The organism is Lentzea sp. (genome assembly GCF_035525475.1).
In the GTDB taxonomy this organism is placed as follows: domain Bacteria; phylum Actinomycetota; class Actinomycetes; order Mycobacteriales; family Pseudonocardiaceae; genus Lentzea.
On sequence record NZ_DATLEC010000195.1, the window covers coordinates 1 to 14,590 of the forward strand.

General features: G+C 70.0%; 18 protein-coding genes. 13 read left to right on the plus strand and 5 right to left on the minus strand.

The features are described 5' to 3' along the window. Window positions 1-4 precede the first annotated feature (4 nt). The 5 genes from rpsO to VM306_RS30720 all read left to right on the plus strand — a co-directional run bounded on the left by rpsO (window position 5) and on the right by VM306_RS30720 (window position 5,293). Window positions 5-244, plus strand: coding sequence for a 30S ribosomal protein S15 (rpsO, locus tag VM306_RS30700; protein ID WP_325521262.1), 240 nt, complete (start codon window positions 5-7; stop codon window positions 242-244). 231 nt (window positions 245-475) lie between these two features. Beyond that, a complete protein-coding gene (locus tag VM306_RS30705) occupies window positions 476-2,725 on the plus strand; it encodes a polyribonucleotide nucleotidyltransferase (RefSeq protein WP_325521247.1) in 2,250 nt (749 codons plus the stop codon). Between the two features lie 98 nt (window positions 2,726-2,823). After that, window positions 2,824-4,125, plus strand: coding sequence for a pitrilysin family protein (locus tag VM306_RS30710; RefSeq protein WP_325521248.1), 1,302 nt, complete (start codon window positions 2,824-2,826; stop codon window positions 4,123-4,125). Further along, the gene (dapB, locus tag VM306_RS30715; RefSeq protein ID WP_325521249.1) at window positions 4,122-4,859 is read left to right on the plus strand and encodes a 4-hydroxy-tetrahydrodipicolinate reductase; all 738 of its coding nucleotides are present in this window, start codon (window positions 4,122-4,124) and stop codon (window positions 4,857-4,859) included. Before VM306_RS30710 ends, dapB begins: the two co-directional genes overlap by 4 nt. Next, entirely contained in the window at window positions 4,856-5,293 is a 438-nt protein-coding gene (locus VM306_RS30720; protein ID WP_325521250.1) for a tetratricopeptide repeat protein, read from the plus strand. The genes dapB and VM306_RS30720 overlap by 4 nt, the downstream gene beginning before the upstream one ends. Window positions 5,294-5,370: 77 nt before the next feature. Here the strand turns inward: VM306_RS30720 and VM306_RS30725 are convergent, their stop codons facing one another. After that, window positions 5,371-6,573, minus strand: coding sequence for a winged helix-turn-helix domain-containing protein (locus VM306_RS30725; RefSeq protein ID WP_325521263.1), 1,203 nt, complete (start codon window positions 6,571-6,573; stop codon window positions 5,371-5,373). A gap of 70 nt (window positions 6,574-6,643) precedes the next feature. Here VM306_RS30725 and VM306_RS30730 point away from each other — a divergent pair, with 70 nt between their 5' ends. Both VM306_RS30730 and VM306_RS30735 read left to right on the plus strand, forming a co-directional pair. Then, window positions 6,644-7,186, plus strand: coding sequence for a GNAT family N-acetyltransferase (locus VM306_RS30730; protein WP_325521251.1), 543 nt, complete (start codon window positions 6,644-6,646; stop codon window positions 7,184-7,186). Window positions 7,187-7,216: 30 nt separating this feature from the next. Then, window positions 7,217-7,714, plus strand: a complete 498-nt coding sequence (locus VM306_RS30735) for a hypothetical protein (RefSeq protein WP_325521264.1) — start codon at window positions 7,217-7,219, stop codon at window positions 7,712-7,714. 25 nt (window positions 7,715-7,739) lie between these two features. Here VM306_RS30735 and VM306_RS30740 read toward each other — a convergent pair whose 3' ends face one another. Next, window positions 7,740-8,606, minus strand: a complete 867-nt coding sequence (locus tag VM306_RS30740) for an SRPBCC family protein (protein ID WP_325521252.1) — start codon at window positions 8,604-8,606, stop codon at window positions 7,740-7,742. Beyond that, window positions 8,603-9,145 (minus strand): helix-turn-helix domain-containing protein, encoded by a 543-nt coding sequence (locus tag VM306_RS30745; RefSeq protein WP_325521253.1) that lies wholly within the window; start codon window positions 9,143-9,145, stop codon window positions 8,603-8,605. The genes VM306_RS30740 and VM306_RS30745 overlap by 4 nt, the downstream gene beginning before the upstream one ends. A 130-nt stretch (window positions 9,146-9,275) precedes the next feature. Here VM306_RS30745 and VM306_RS30750 point away from each other — a divergent pair, with 130 nt between their 5' ends. Genes VM306_RS30750 through VM306_RS30760 form a run of 3 tightly spaced genes read left to right on the plus strand, consistent with a single transcriptional unit; the run spans window position 9,276 to window position 11,389 of the window. After that, window positions 9,276-10,259 carry an aldo/keto reductase gene (locus VM306_RS30750; protein WP_325521254.1) on the plus strand — a complete coding sequence of 328 codons (984 nt, stop codon included), beginning with the start codon at window positions 9,276-9,278 and terminating at the stop codon, window positions 10,257-10,259. Window positions 10,260-10,264: 5 nt separating this feature from the next. Then, window positions 10,265-10,876 carry a TetR family transcriptional regulator gene (locus tag VM306_RS30755; protein WP_325521255.1) on the plus strand — a complete coding sequence of 204 codons (612 nt, stop codon included), beginning with the start codon at window positions 10,265-10,267 and terminating at the stop codon, window positions 10,874-10,876. 18 nt (window positions 10,877-10,894) lie between these two features. Continuing rightward, window positions 10,895-11,389, plus strand: coding sequence for a hypothetical protein (locus tag VM306_RS30760; RefSeq protein ID WP_325521256.1), 495 nt, complete (start codon window positions 10,895-10,897; stop codon window positions 11,387-11,389). Window positions 11,390-11,422: 33 nt separating this feature from the next. Here the strand turns inward: VM306_RS30760 and VM306_RS30765 are convergent, their stop codons facing one another. Next, a complete protein-coding gene (locus VM306_RS30765; RefSeq protein WP_325521257.1) occupies window positions 11,423-12,358 on the minus strand; it encodes a DUF4097 family beta strand repeat-containing protein in 936 nt (311 codons plus the stop codon). 5 nt (window positions 12,359-12,363) lie between these two features. After that, window positions 12,364-12,876: a toxin-antitoxin system HicB family antitoxin gene (locus VM306_RS30770; RefSeq protein WP_325521258.1), complete on the minus strand. Its 513-nt coding sequence runs from the start codon at window positions 12,874-12,876 to the stop codon at window positions 12,364-12,366. 67 nt (window positions 12,877-12,943) lie between these two features. Between VM306_RS30770 and thyX the strand changes: the two genes are divergently transcribed. The 3 genes from thyX to VM306_RS30785 form a co-directional block, all read left to right on the plus strand. Further along, complete coding sequence (thyX, locus tag VM306_RS30775; protein WP_325521259.1) at window positions 12,944-13,648, plus strand: FAD-dependent thymidylate synthase; 705 nt, start codon at window positions 12,944-12,946, stop codon at window positions 13,646-13,648. Between the two features lie 4 nt (window positions 13,649-13,652). Further along, window positions 13,653-14,054 (plus strand): ACT domain-containing protein, encoded by a 402-nt coding sequence (locus VM306_RS30780; RefSeq protein WP_325521260.1) that lies wholly within the window; start codon window positions 13,653-13,655, stop codon window positions 14,052-14,054. Between the two features lie 89 nt (window positions 14,055-14,143). Next, a partial coding sequence (locus tag VM306_RS30785; RefSeq protein WP_325521261.1) for a serine/threonine-protein kinase occupies window positions 14,144-14,590 on the plus strand: 447 nt, incomplete at its 3' end.

Sequence of the window (14,590 nt, forward strand, 5' to 3'; positions counted from 1 at the left end):
GTCCATCCTCGGTGAGTACGGTCTGCACGACTCGGACACCGGCTCGACCGAGGCGCAGGTGGCCCTGCTGAGCAAGCGCATCGCTGACCTCACGGAGCACCTGAAGCAGCACAAGCACGACCACCACTCCCGCCGTGGTCTCCTGCTGATGGTCGGCCGTCGCCGCCGTCTGCTGAACTACCTGACCAAGGTGGACATCAACCGCTACCGCGCGCTGATCCAGCGCCTCGGTCTGCGCAGGTGACACTTGCCGAGGGGGAGTGACCGGCCGGTCACTCCCCCTCGGCGTACAACCGGGTGTATACAGACCCCTGGTTGCGAACAGGACAAAACAGGACCCGCATCGCGCGACGCAGTCATCGCGCCGGTCCTCGGTAGTGGTCTCCTGGTGGAAACGCCCCAGGTGACTTCGATCGAAGACCGGCCTCGTCAAAAACGCGTGAGCGGTGTCCAAAAGACGAGGAGTAACAAGTAAATGACGGACACTGAAGTCCACGAGGCGACTGCCGTAATCGACAACGGCAAGTTCGGCTCGCGCTCCATCCGCTTCGAGACCGGGCGCCTCGCGCGCCAGGCCGCCGGCAGCGTGGTGGCGTACCTGGACGACGACACGATGCTGCTCTCCGCCACGACGGCGTCGAAGCATCCCAAGGAGCACTTCGACTTCTTCCCCCTCACGGTGGACGTCGAGGAGCGCATGTACGCCGCGGGCCGCATCCCCGGCTCCTTCTTCCGGCGCGAGGGCCGTCCGAGCACGGACGCCATCCTCACCTGCCGCCTGATCGACCGTCCGCTGCGCCCGTCCTTCGTGGACGGTCTGCGCAACGAGATCCAGGTCGTCATCACGGTCATGAGCCTGAACCCGGCCGACCTGTACGACGTCGTGGCGATCAACGCCGCGTCCGCGTCGACGCAGCTCGCCGGCCTGCCGTTCTCCGGCCCGATCGGTGGCGTCCGCGTCGCTCTGATCGAGGGCCAGTGGGTGGCGTTCCCGACCTACGAGCAGCTCGAGAAGGCCGTGTTCGACATGGTCGTCGCGGGCCGCGTGGTCGACTCCGGCGACGTCGCGATCATGATGGTCGAGGCCGAGGCCACCGACAACGTGATCGACATGATCGCCGAGGGTGCCACCGCCCCGACCGAGGAGGTCGTGGCCGCGGGCCTCGAGGCCGCCAAGCCGTTCATCAAGGTCCTCTGCGAGGCCCAGGCGCAGCTCGCCCAGGTCGCCGCGAAGGCCACCGGCGAGTACCCGACGTACCCGGCCTACCAGGCCGACGCGTTCGAGGCCGTCGAGCAGTCCGCTTCAGCCGAGCTGGCCCAGGCGCTGACGATCGCGGGCAAGGCCGAGCGCGAGTCCAAGCTCGACGAGGTCAAGGCCGCCACGCTGGAGAAGCTGGCCGAGCAGTTCGAGGGTCGCGAGAAGGAGGTCGGCGCCGCGTTCCGCTCGCTGACCAAGAAGCTCGTGCGCCAGCGCATCCTGCGCGACAACGTCCGCATCGACGGCCGTGGCCTCACGGACATCCGTGACCTCGGTGCCGAGGTGGCCGTGATCCCGAGGACGCACGGTTCGGCGCTGTTCGAGCGCGGCGAGACCCAGATCCTGGGTGTCACCACGCTGAACATGCTGCGCATGGAGCAGCAGATCGACTCGCTCGCCCCGGAGACGCACAAGCGCTACCTGCACCACTACAACTTCCCGCCCTACTCGACCGGTGAGACCGGCCGCGTGGGGTCGCCGAAGCGCCGCGAGATCGGCCACGGCGCGCTGGCCGAGCGGGCGATCATGCCCGTGCTGCCCAAGCGCGAGGAGTTCCCCTACGCGATCCGCCAGGTGTCCGAGGCGCTGAGCTCCAACGGCTCGACGTCCATGGGCTCGGTCTGCGCGTCGACCCTGTCGCTGCTCAACGCGGGTGTCCCGCTGAAGGCGCCGGTCTCCGGCATCGCGATGGGTCTCGTCTCCGACGAGGTCGACGGTGAGACCCGCTACGTGGCGCTGACCGACATCCTCGGTGCCGAGGACGCGTTCGGCGACATGGACTTCAAGGTCGCGGGCACCAAGGAGTTCGTGACGGCGCTGCAGCTCGACACGAAGCTCGACGGCATCCCGTCCGAGGTGCTGGCGGCGGCGCTGGGCCAGGCCCGCGACGCGCGCTACACCATCCTGGAGGTCATGGCCGAGGCCATCTCCGACCCGGACGAGATGAGCGCCTTCGCTCCGCGCGTGACGTCGGTCAAGATCCCGACCGACAAGATCGGCGAGGTCATCGGCCCGAAGGGCAAGATGATCAACTCGATCACCGAGCAGACCGGTGCCGACATCTCCATCGAGGACGACGGCACGATCTACGTCGGTGCGGCGGACGGCCCCTCGGCCGAGGCCGCGATCGACATGATCAACGCGATCGCGAACCCGCAGCTGCCGAAGGTCGGCGAGCGCTTCCTGGGCACCGTGGTGAAGACGGCCGCGTTCGGCGCGTTCGTCTCGCTGCTGCCCGGCAAGGACGGCCTCGTCCACATCTCGAAGCTGGGCAACGGCAAGCGCATCGCGAAGGTGGAGGACGTCGTCAAGGTCGGCGACAAGCTCCGCGTCGAGATCGCCGACATCGACCAGCGCGGCAAGATCAGCCTGGTCGTCGTGAACGAGGACGACGCCGCCAAGCCGGCTGACGCCCCGGAGGCTCCCGCTGCCGAGGAAGCTGCTGCCGAGGCGGCTCCCGCGCAGTGAGTCCGACAGACGACAACGTGACGGCCGCGGGTGCATCCACCCGCGGCCGTCCGCGTACTCCACGGGTGGGGCACCTCCAGCGGCCGGGCAGCACACAGGTGCTCGAGACGTCCGCCGGGTCCGAGGTGCGGCGCAGCATGCTGCCCTCGGGCCTGCGGGTCATCACCGAGCGCATCCCGGGCGTGCGGTCCGCCTCGGTCGGGCTGTGGGTACAGGTCGGGTCCCGCGACGAGCGGCCAGAGGTCGCGGGTGCCGCGCACTACCTGGAACACCTGCTGTTCAAGGGGACCGCGCGGCGTTCTGCGGCGGCCATCGCGGAGGAGATCGACGCGGTCGGCGGCGAGCTGAACGCGTTCACGGCCAAGGAGCACACCTGCTACTACGCGCACGTCCTCGACGAGGACCTGCCGTTGGCGGTGGACCTGGTCGCGGACGTGGTGTTCGAGGCGATCTGCGGTCCGCGCGACTTCGAGACCGAACGCGGCGTCGTGCTCGAGGAGATCGCGATGCGCGACGACGACCCCGAGGACCTGCTGCACGACGCGTTCATCGAGGCGTTGTTCGGCGGGCACGCGTTGGGACGTCCTGTTCTCGGCACCGAGAAGTCCATTCAGGACATGGAACGCGACGCGCTCTACTCGTTCTACAAGAAGCGCTACACGTTGCCGCGCATGGTGTTCGCCGTCGCGGGCAACATCGAGCACACGAACGTGATGCGCCTGGTGCGCAAGGCGATCGGTGACCGGCTGTCGCGGGAGGGCAGCGCGGTGGCCCCACGAGCGGGACGTGCGCGCATCGCCGACGCCCGCAAGCTGGTGCTGCACACCGACGACACCGAGCAGGCGCACCTGATGCTCGGCATGAAGGGCCTCGACCGCCACGACGAGCGCCGGTTCGCGCTGAACGTGCTGAACGCGGCCATCGGCGGCGGCATGAGCTCCCGGCTGTTCCAGGAAGTGCGCGAACGGCGGGGCCTGGCCTACCAGGTGTACTCGTCCGTCGGGCTCTACGCGGACACCGGCACGTTCTCCGTCTACGCGGGCTGCCAGCCCGACCGGCTGGGCGAGACCGCCGGCGTGATCCGCGAGGTGCTCGTGGACGTCGCCAGGGGCGGGTTGTCCGACGCCGAGGTGACGCGCGGCAAGGGACAGCTGCGCGGTGCCCTGGTGCTGGGCCTGGAGGACACGAGCTCGCGCATGTCGCGCATCGGCAAGTCCGAGCTGAACTACGGCGACCACCTGAGCGTGGAAGCGACGCTGGCGCGCATCGACGCCGTCTCCGCCGACGAAGTGGCGCTGCTCGCACGTGATCTGCTGCGCCGTCCCGTCGCCGCGGCGGTGGTCGGCCCTTACGATCACGCCGACGATCTGCCGGACCAGGTACACGAGGTGATTGCATGATTCGCGTCGGAGTTCTCGGCGCGCGGGGCCGCATGGGTTCCGAGGTGGTCCGCGCGGTCGAGGCCGCGAAGGACATGGAGGTCGTGGCGGCGATCGACGCCGACGACCCGTTGCAGGCGCTCGTGGACGCGGGCGCGCAGGTCGTCGTCGACTTCACGCACCCCGACGTGGTGATGGACAACCTGGCGTTCTGCGTCGGCGCCGGAATCCACTGCGTGGTCGGCACTTCCGGCTTCGACGCGGAGAAGCTCGCCGCGGTCGAGGCGCTGCTGGCGGACAAGCCCTCCGTCGGTGTGCTGGTGGCGCCGAACTTCGGCATCGGCGCCGTGCTGCTGATGCGTTTCTCGGAGATCGCGGCCCGCTACTACGAGTCGGCCGAGATCATCGAGCTGCACCACCCGCGCAAGGCCGACGCCCCCTCCGGGACCGCGGCGCACACGGCCCGCCTGATCGCCGCCGCGCGTGAGGGCATGGACCCGATGCCCGACGCGACCACGCAGGAGGAGCCGGGTGCTCGCGGCGCCGTCGTCGACGGCGTGCGGGTCCACTCGCTGCGGATCTCCGGGATGATCGCGCACCAGGAGGTCGTGTTCGGCGGGGAGAGCGAGACCCTGACCCTGCGCCAGGACTCGTTGCACCGCACCTCCTTCATGCCCGGTGTCGTGCTGGGCGTGCGGGAGATCGTCGGTCGTCCCGGGCTCGCGGTCGGTCTCGACAAGTACCTGGACCTGTGAAGGTCCGGCTCACCGTAGGGCTCCTGATCGCGGCCCTCGCGGTCTACTTCGTCCTGCTCGCAGGACGCGCGGTGGCGCTCCTGCGGACCGGTGAGCTCGTCGGCGTGCTGCTCGGCGTCGGCGTGCTGATCCTGCCGCTGCTCGGCGTCTGGCTCGTGTACTCGAACCTGCGGTTCGGGTGGGAGACCGAGAAGATGGCCCGCGAGCTCGACGCGGACGGGTTGCTGCCGGACACCTCGCACCTGCCGCGCCGTCCTTCCGGCCGGGTGGACCGGGAGGCGGCGGACTCGTGGTTCGAGGAGCGGCGGACCGAGGTCGAGGCGGCGCCGGAGGACTGGCGGGCCTGGTTCCGGCTCGCGTACGCCTACGACATCGCGGGTGACCGCGGGCGGGCGCGCGAGACGATGAAGAAGGCCATCGAGCTGCACTCCTGATCTTGTCGGGGGTGCTGAGTACGGTGAAACGCAGGGGTTCCCGAATCGGGGGTACCCCTGCGTCAGCACGTCCGCTGTCAGGCTTGGGCGGCGACGGCCAGGTCCGCCGCCAGATCGCCCTTCTGCACCACGAGCACGTCCTCCAGCCGCAGCCACTCGGCCATGTGCCGCAGCTCCCCGGCCAGCTCCGCCGCGACTCGGCCCCGGTCCACGCCCTCCTCGGCCCAGGCCGACTGCACGCGCAGCACCCCGGCCGCGCGGTCGGCCTTGATGTCCACACGGGCCACGAGCTCGCCGTCCAGCAGGAACGGGAACACGTAGTAGCCGTGCACCCGGCGGGGCTCCGGCACGTAGATCTCGATGCGGTACCGGAAGCCGAAGATGCGCTCGGTCCGCGCCCGTTCCCAGATCAGCGGGTCGAACGGGCACAGCAGCGCCCGGCCGAGCACCCGGCGGGGTGCTGACGCCTCCACGTGCCGGTAGGCCGCGCCGCGCCAGCCGTCGACCGCCACCGGTTCCAGCACGCCCTCCTCTGCTAACGACGCCACGGCGGCCTGGGAGAGGCGCGGGTCGAGGCGGTAGTAGTCGCGCAGGTCGGGTTCGGTCGCCACGCCCAGCGCCACCGCGGAGCGCAGCACCAGTTCGCGGGCGCCCTCCTCGGGCGTCCACTTCTGGGCCAGCACGTCGGCGGGGATGACGCGTTCGGTCAGGTCGTAGAGGCGCTCGAACGAACGGCGGGTGCCGGTGGTGAGGATGCCGACGCCGAACAGGACCTCGCAGATCCGCTTGACCTCCGACCAGTCCCACCACGGGCCCTTCGACCGGCCCGAGTCGCCCGTCAGGGCCTTCTCCAGGGCGCCCGCGCCGATCGGGCCGAGCTCCTTCACCGCCGCCAGGACGTCGTCGACGAGCTGGGGCGAGCGGTCGAGGATCGTCTGGTAGTTCTGCCACCAGCCGCGCTTCTTCGCGCCCGAGTGGAACAGCGGCCAGTCGAGGACCGGCACCAGCGACGCCTCGTGCGCCCAGGTCTCCACGAGCATGCGGGGCTTGCGCGACGAGTGCGTCCACGCGGCGTCGTCCAGCAGCGCCGGGTCGTAGGCGCCCAGGCGGGAGAACAGCGGCATGTAGTGCGCGCGCACGGCCACGTTCACCGAGTCGATCTGCAGCAGCTGCACGCGGGACAGCACGCGTTGCAGGTGTCTGCGGGTGGCCGCCGCGGGCCTCGGGTCGGTGAAGCCCTGCGCTCCCAGGGCGGTTCGGCGGGCCACGTCCGCGCTCATCCTCTGCACGGCGTCGATGCTGCCACGCACCCCTGACAATTCCGCGACGCGGCGTCGCTAAGGTGCGCTCATGGCCGACGCCGGCGTGCACCTCGCCACCGCTGCTGATCTCGCGGACATCGTCCGCATCCACCGGGAGACGTGGCGGCTCGCCTACGCCGAGCTGCTCCCTCCGGAAGTGCTGGACGCGCTCGACACCGACGAGGCGTGGGCGCTCGCCGTCGGGCAGGGAGCCGTTCTCGCGGCGACCGAGGGGGAGTGGACGGTCGGGTTCGTCGTGGCGAGCAAGGCGCCGGACGACGAGGTGGCCAAGGCGGACGGGTCACTGCCGGAGGACGCGGACACCACCGCACTGCTCAGCGTCCTCGTCGAGCCGCGCTGGGGCCGCCGCGGGCACGGCACGCGGCTCGTCGCCGAAGCGGCGAGGAAGCTCGGCGAGACGGGGGCGTCCAAGGGCATCGCCTGGGTGCCGGAAGCCGACAAGGCGTCGCGGAACTTCTACGAACGACTGGGCTGGACGGGTGATGGCACGGTGCGCACTTTGGACGCAGCAGGGCGTCCGTTGCGCGAAGTCCGGATGGCCGGTCCGCTCGAGGTCCGTCTCGGCGACTGAGATCTGTGTAACCTCGGCCGGGTGCTAGCCCTGGTTGGCCTCACCTTCGGGGTCGCGCTCGGCTCGGCCGTCATTCCCCTGATCAGCATCGAGATGTTCGTCCTGGGACTGTGCGTGCGCTGGCCGGACGTCTCGTTCTGGATGATCGGCCTCGCCGTGGCCGTCGGCCAGGTGCTGGGCAAGCTCCTCTACTTCTACGCGGCGCGCGGCGACATCCACCTGCCGCGGTTCCTGCGCCGCAAGCCGAGCGACAAGCCTTCGAGGTTCCGGCGCTGGTTCGGGCCCGGTACGCGCCTGTACCGCTGGGGCGACTGGATCCACGTGAAGTGCCGGGCGCACCCGAACTGGATGGCGGGCACGCACGGCGTGAGCGCGCTGGTCGGTGTGCCGCCGTTCATGGCGACGAGCGTGCTCGCGGGGCTCGCGGGCATGTCCACGGCGATGTTCGTCGCCACCGGCATGGTGGGGCGCTTCGCGAGGTTCAGCTTCCTCGCGGCCTCGCCGGCGGTCGTCATGGCGTGGTTCTAGACGACCGCGGCGAGGCTGAGCCCGATCATTCGAGGACGAGGACTCCGTCGGGCAGGCCGGGGATGTCGAACGAGTGCCACATCGGCCGCCAGTCCGGCAGCTCCAGCATCCGGCGCAGGTCCGCGAACCCGCTGAGCCAGCCCATCCACGGCCCGTAGGGCGGGTTCGCCCGGTCGAAGCCGCTCTGCACGAACGTCAGCCGCGTCCTGCCCTCCGAGCCCTTCAGCTCCCAGGACGTCACCATTCCGCCGGGGAACTCCAGCGCGAGGTTCCGCTCGTCCAGCGCGATGATCTTCGCGGGGTGCGGGTCCTCCTCGAGGCTGCCCATCGTCCACCGGCCGCCGACGTGCGGCTCGATCTCCATGCGGGCGCCGAACCACCGCGCGAACACGTCGGGATCGGTCAGCGCGTCGATGATGGCCGCCGGGGACGCCGCCACGTCGAACTCGAACCGCTGCTCGGGTGAGGTGAAGTCGCAGAACCCCAGCACGGGGCGGCCCTCGACGAGCTCGACCAGGTTGCCCAGCGCCAGCGGCCAGAACGTCTGGAGGACCTCGTCCCTGTCCTCGCCGGTGCCCCAGGCCGGGTACGGGGACTGCGTCACCGCGACCAGCGTCTCGCCGTCACGCTGCTCCACGCCGAACTCGACCGTGTACTCGGTGCCGTGCAGGAGCCACGAGAAGCGCAGCGAGGTGTCGTCGAAGCCCAGCAGCTTCTGCCGGCCGCGTTCGCCGTCCGGTGTGTAGCGCCCCCAGAACTCGTACTCCCCGCCCTCCAGGTCGACGTGGGCGTGCTCGGCCAGCCACACGCGCAGGTCGTCGGTGGTGGTGAGCGCCTGGCGGACGCGGGCGGGCGTGGCGTACGTGCGAACGCGGACGGTGCCTGTGCTCATCGGTCTTCTCCCTTGGGGTAGCAGGCGAGCGCGATGCGGAACGCATCCCCTTCCGCGCCGCCATATCTGGTGAAAAGGTCCTGCAGCGTGTTCTGCAGCTCGGCCAGGAACTCCGCGCGGTCCTCCGGGCGCACCCGGATCTCGCCGGACACGCCGACGGACGGCAGCTCGCTCGACCGGTCCAGGGCCGCCACGTCGGCCTGCACCTGCTCGGCGAGGTCGACGAGGTGGCCCAGCGCCAGCTCGTCGCGCGACCCGATCCGGCCGACGAGCCGCGGTGACAGCCAGTACGACCGCGCCGCGGCCTGGTAGAGGCCCTCCTGGACGCCGCGCACCCTGCGCTCGGCGACCTGGGTGACCAGACCGGCCTTGACCAGCTGTTTCACGTGGTAGTGCACGCGTTGCGGCGTTTGGTCGAGCACCTCGGCGACCTCGGTGCACGACCGCGGCGCGGCGAGCTGCCGCAGCACTTCCACGCGCTGCGGCTTGAGCAGGGTCTCGGCCTGCTCCATCCGGTCCAGGTAGATCACGTCTCTCATCGCAAAAAACACTTTGAACGTTCAAAACTATTTTGTCAATTGTGCTGACAATTAATGGACTGACAGATATTGAAATCTGTCAGTCCATCGGGCAGGGTGGAACGCAGTGAAGACGACGAAGGGGTTCGAAATGCAGAAGCGTCAGCTCGGCGCCACCGGTCCGGTCGTGTCCGCCATCGGCCTGGGCTGCATGGGCATGTCCAACGCCTACGGCCCGGCCGACCGGGACGAGAGCATCGCCACCATCCACGCCGCGGTCGACGCGGGCGTGACGTTGCTCGACACCGGCGACTTCTACGGCCAGGGCCACAACGAGCTGCTCATCGCGGAGGCCATCAAGGGCCGTCGCGACGAGGTGCAGCTCAGCGTCAAGTTCGGCGGCATGCGCGACGCCGACGGCGCGTTCATCGGGTTCGACACGCGGCCGGCGGCGGTGGCCAACTTCCTCGCCTACTCGCTGCAGAGGCTCGGCACCGACCACGTCGACGTCTACCGGCCCGCACGGCTCGACCCGAGCGTGCCGATCGAGGACACCATCGGCGCCATCGCCGAGCAGGTCGAGAAGGGACGCGTCCGGCACATCGGCCTGAGCGAGGTCGGCGCCGAGACCATCCGCCGGGCCCACGCCGTCCACCCGATCGCGGACCTGCAGATCGAGTACGGCCTGCTCGAGCGCGGCGTCGAGCGGGAGATCCTGCAGACCACCCGTGAGCTCGGCATCAGCATCACCGCGTACGGCGTGCTGTCGCGCGGCCTGATCTCGTCGAAGCCGCTCACCCTCGGCGCGAGCGACTGGCGCGGCCTCGCGCCCCGGTTCCAGGGCGACAACCTGACCCGCAACCAGGCGCTCGTCGAGAAGCTCGACGAGATCGCCGGCGACAAGGGCGTCACGGTCGCGCAGCTCGCGATCGCGTGGGTCGCGTCGCGCGGCGAGGACGTGGTGCCTCTGGTCGGCACGACCAAGCGTGCGAGGCTTGAGGAGGCGATCGGTGCCGTCGACGTGACGTTCACCGAGCGGGAACTGGCCGAGATCGAGGCCGTTGTTCCCTTGGGAGCCGCTGCGGGCACGCGCTACGCGGCCGAGCAGATGGCGATGCTGGACAGCGAGAGGTGAGTGCAGTGGCGGAGGCGTTGACCGCGGAGGCGATCCTCGCGGCGACCGAAGAGGTGCTGCGCAGGTACGGGCCTGCCAAGGCGACGGTGGTCGACGTCGCCAAGGCGCTCGGGGTCAGCCACGGCAGCGTCTACCGCCACTTCGCGACCAAGGCCGCGCTCCGGGAGGCCGTGACCAGGCGCTGGCTCGCCGCGATCCACGAGGAGATGACGCCCGCGTTCGACGAGGGCCTCACCGCCTCCGAGATGCTCAGGACCTGGTTGCGGAAGCTCTTCGACAAGAAGCGGCTCTCGCACTCCGAGGACGTGGAGCTGTTCACCACGTTCAAGACCCTGGTCAGCGAGAGCAGCAGCGGCATCGTCGAGTACCACCTCGAACACCTGGTGGGGCAGCTCACAAGCATCATCTCGGCGGGAGTGGAAACCCGGGAGTTCGCGACGGACGACGTCGGCAGGACGGCGCAGGCGGTGTGGGACGCGACGCAGGTGTTCCACCACCCGGCTCACGCCCAGGAGTGGGGGAATCCCCGCATCCAGGACGAGTTCGACGCCGTTGTCTCACTTGTCATCGCTGGACTGCGGTACAACCGGGTTCCGAGTGCCACAGGCGATGCTTGAGGGTCACGGAGGTGAGCGGTGCCGCCCGACGAGTGGATCGACCTGCTGGGAGCGCCGGAAAGGCGTCCCGACCCGGTCGACTGGGACGCGGTCAGGGCACGTGCCGGCACGGCGCTCCCGACCGACTACGTGCACCTCGCCGAGGCCTACCCGCCGCTGATCGTCGGCGGGTACGTCAGGATCCTGCACCCCACCGCGCGGGCGGGCTTCATGAACTGGATGTCGCAGGCGCCCAAGATCCTCCGCGCCCTGCGCAGGCAACCGGGTCTGCGCGTGCACCCCGACTCACCAGGGCTGCTGCCGTGGGGCGTCACCGTGAACAACGACCACTGCCTCTGGAACACGCGCGGTGAGCCGGACGAGTGGACCGTGGTGATCACGGACCTGCGGCAGCGCTGGTCCTACGACGGGACGTTCTCGAGCTTCATCAGGAAGTTCCTGACCGCCGAGATCCGGTGCCCGATCTTCCCGGACGACGTCCCCGGCGGCTCCAAGCCGTTCCAGGAGCCGTAGGGACGCCGTCCGGGCCTCTTCCCGACCCCCCGGTCAGCTCGTGGCGGCGGTCACCAGTGCGTTGCCGCTGCCCGTGCGGCCCGTGACCGTCAGCGGGGCGTCGCCCAGCGGTTCGGCCGAGACGTCGAAGTCGCTGCGGGCGTTGCCGGACGTGGACACCAGGTCGATGCGCGCGAGCGTGCCCTGGCGGATGCCGACGCGGATGTGCCCCGACCCCGTGCCCAGCTGGATCTCGCCGGAGGCCGCGTCGGCCACGGTCAGGTCACCGCTGCCGGTGCGCACCTGGACGTTGCCCTGCACGGCGCCCAGCCACACGTCGCCGGTCCCGGTGATCAGCGTGCTCGTGCCGCCGATCGACGACACCTCGACGTCACCGCTGCCCGTCTTGGCCTTCAGCGCGCCCAGCATCGTGCCGAGCCGGACCGTGCCCGCGCCCGAGTTCACCTTCGCCTCGCCGGTCGCCCTGTCCGCGGACACGCTGCCGGTGCCGGTGTTCAGGTCGAGCCTGCCCGCGCCGCCCGTCACGACGACGTCGGCCGCACCGGTCCGTGACGACACGTGCGACCCGACGGGCGCCGACACCACCACGGACAACGGCACCGCGCGCAACGGCAGCGCCTTCGACGACTCGATGCGCAAGCGATTCCCCAGCAGTTCGACGCGGGCGTCGCGCACGGCGTCCTCGGGACCGGCGGCCGCGGGTGCGGACCTGTCGGCTCCGAACTGGCCGCTGACCCAGTTCAGCACGCTGGAGAGGCCCTCGGTCCACGAGTTGCCCGCGGTCGGGTCGTGCCGCACCTCGACGTGCACGCCCGGCTCGTCGGTGAGCCGCACCTGCACCCGGCCGCTGAGCAGCGAGATGTCGATCTCGGCGACTCCCGCGAACTCGAAGCTCTGCTGACGCACGAGGCCCGGCTGCGGGGTCTCGGATCCCTCTGCCGGCTCGGCCGGTCCTGTCGGTTCGCTCATCCCGCTCACCCCTGCACCCATCCGCGGACGCGCGAGCCCGAGCCGGCGTTTCCGCTCCACCCCTTGTGCTGATGCTTGTGCTTGCCGTGCACCGCGCCCCCGACGGCCTGCTGGATGAACGAGTTCAGCGACACGCCCTGCGCCGCCGCGGCGGCCTCGGCCTTCGACTTGAGCTCGTTGATCATGCGCAGCGTGATGCGGCTGATGTCACCCGTGGCGTCACCTGCGCCGAACTGCGGCATCTCGTGACGCGGGGCGGGCTCCGGCTCCGGTTCGGCCGATCCCGTGACGACCACCTGGACGTCACGACCGGACAGGCGAACGTCCACGACCTGGCCGTCCAGGGAGGCGGTGACCTCCGCGGCCAGGTCGGACAGTGCGTTCATGATCGCCAGTCGCGCGGCTGGCTCGAGCGCTGCGGCCAAGGCGGCGGCCGTTCGACGGGTGTTCTCGTCCCCCGCTGATGCGGCCGTCGCCAGGTCCTCGCGCAGTGACGCGATGTACGGCGACAGATCCATGACACCACTATGACGTCACTTGCGACATCGTGCAACCACCACTGACGCCGGGACTACTGTCGGAGCCATGCCGAGAGTGCGCTTGGTGGCGAAAACCGAGTTCATCCCGCCGGACGACGTGCCGTGGTCGACCGACGCGGACGGCGGCGCGGCGCTCGTCGAGTTCGCCGGCCGCGCCTGCTACCAGTCGTGGGACCGCTCCAACCCCATGACGAACACGAACGCGACGTTCCTGCACCACCTGCTCGACGTCGGGCACCTCGCCGCGTTCGAGCACGGCAGCGCGTCGCTCTACCTCACCGAGCTGCCCCGCTCGCTCACGCACGAGCTGATCCGGCACCGGCACTTCTCGTACTCGCAGCTCTCCCAGCGCACCGACCCGACCGACGTCGTCGAGCCGTCGCTGATCGCGGAGGACCCGGAGCTGCACGCGCGGTTCGTCGCCGCGACCGAGGCGAGCCTCAAGGCGTACGAGGACCTCGTGCACAGCCTGGAGAAGACCGTCAACGGCCGGCGCGCGCGGCAGATCGCACGGTCCGTGCTGCCCAACGCCACCGGAACCGAGATCGTCGTGACGGGCAACTACCGGTCGTGGCGGCACTTCATCGCGATGCGCGCGACCGAGCACATCAACGTCGAACTGCGCGAGCTCGCCATAGCGTGCCTGCGCGAGCTGGTGAAAGCGGCGCCGAACGCGTTCGCCGACTTCGTCGTCTCGACACTCCCGGACGGCACGGAAGTTGCCTCCAGCCCACTCGTCGTTGAAGGCTGACGGCATGAAGCGGCTCATCGTGGACGTCCAACCAGGCGAGTACACGGTCACACGCCTGGCGACGGACGCCGCAGTCCCCGCGGGGCTGCTCGACCTGACCGGCGTGCTCGTGTCGGTGACCAGGACCCCGGACGAGGTGTCGGTCATCGCGCCCTCGTCGTTCCCCCTCGGCGGTGACAGCGCGGAGAAGGGCTGGCGGCTGCTCACCGTGCGCGGCCCGCTGGAGTTCACGCTCACCGGCATCATGGCCGCCCTGGCGGGGGAGCTGGCCGCCGCCGGCGTCTCGCTGTTCGCGCTGTCCACTTACGACACCGACCATCTGCTCGTGAAGCAGACCGACCTCGACCGCGCCGTGGTGGCGTTGCGTGCCGCAGGTCACGAACTGGTTGTAGCGCCGGAAGTCTAGGAACCGATCCTCCAGGTGGCGGGTCTCAAGTACCGTCAACGCCCCCGGTTCCCAGGTTGTTGGGTGGCACGTTCGCCCAAGGAGATGTGATGCACAGTCAGGCAGTCGAACCGCGCGTCATCGCGGGCAGGTACGCCCTGGTGGCCGAGCTCGGCCGCGGCGGCATGGGCATCGTGTGGCGCGCCCAGGACCGCCACATCGGGCGCTTCGTCGCGATCAAGGAACTGCACCTGCCCGACGGCATCGCGCACGAGGAACGCCGTGTGCTCGAAGAGCGCGCTCTGCGTGAGGCACGCACCGCGGGCAAGCTGAACGACCCCGCCGTCGTGACGGTGTACGACGCGATCAACGAGAACGGCACGACGTACATCGTCATGGAGCTGGTCGAGGCGGCGACGCTGTCGACGCTGATCAGCACCCACGGCCCGATGCCGCCGAACCAGGTCGTGTCGATCGCGCTGCAGGCGTTGTCCGCGCTGGAGACCGCGCACCAGGCCGGGATCGTGCACCGCGACGTCAAGCCCGGCAACCTGATG

Excerpts from the sequence above, each read along its gene's own strand:
- VM306_RS30765 (WP_325521257.1), bottom strand. The coding sequence starts at position 12,358 with ATGAGCGAACCGACAGGACCGGCCGAGCCGGCAGAGGGATCCGAGACC.
- VM306_RS30705 (WP_325521247.1), top strand. The coding sequence starts at position 476 with ATGACGGACACTGAAGTCCACGAGGCGACTGCCGTAATCGACAACGGC.
- VM306_RS30725 (WP_325521263.1), bottom strand. The coding sequence starts at position 6,573 with ATGAGCGCGGACGTGGCCCGCCGAACCGCCCTGGGAGCGCAGGGCTTC.
- dapB (WP_325521249.1), top strand. The coding sequence starts at position 4,122 with ATGATTCGCGTCGGAGTTCTCGGCGCGCGGGGCCGCATGGGTTCCGAG.
- thyX (WP_325521259.1), top strand. The coding sequence starts at position 12,944 with ATGCCGAGAGTGCGCTTGGTGGCGAAAACCGAGTTCATCCCGCCGGAC.
- VM306_RS30740 (WP_325521252.1), bottom strand. The coding sequence starts at position 8,606 with ATGAGCACAGGCACCGTCCGCGTTCGCACGTACGCCACGCCCGCCCGC.
- VM306_RS30750 (WP_325521254.1), top strand. The coding sequence starts at position 9,276 with ATGCAGAAGCGTCAGCTCGGCGCCACCGGTCCGGTCGTGTCCGCCATC.
- VM306_RS30770 (WP_325521258.1), bottom strand. The coding sequence starts at position 12,876 with ATGGATCTGTCGCCGTACATCGCGTCACTGCGCGAGGACCTGGCGACG.
- VM306_RS30745 (WP_325521253.1), bottom strand. The coding sequence starts at position 9,145 with ATGAGAGACGTGATCTACCTGGACCGGATGGAGCAGGCCGAGACCCTG.
- VM306_RS30730 (WP_325521251.1), top strand. The coding sequence starts at position 6,644 with ATGGCCGACGCCGGCGTGCACCTCGCCACCGCTGCTGATCTCGCGGAC.
- VM306_RS30780 (WP_325521260.1), top strand. The coding sequence starts at position 13,653 with ATGAAGCGGCTCATCGTGGACGTCCAACCAGGCGAGTACACGGTCACA.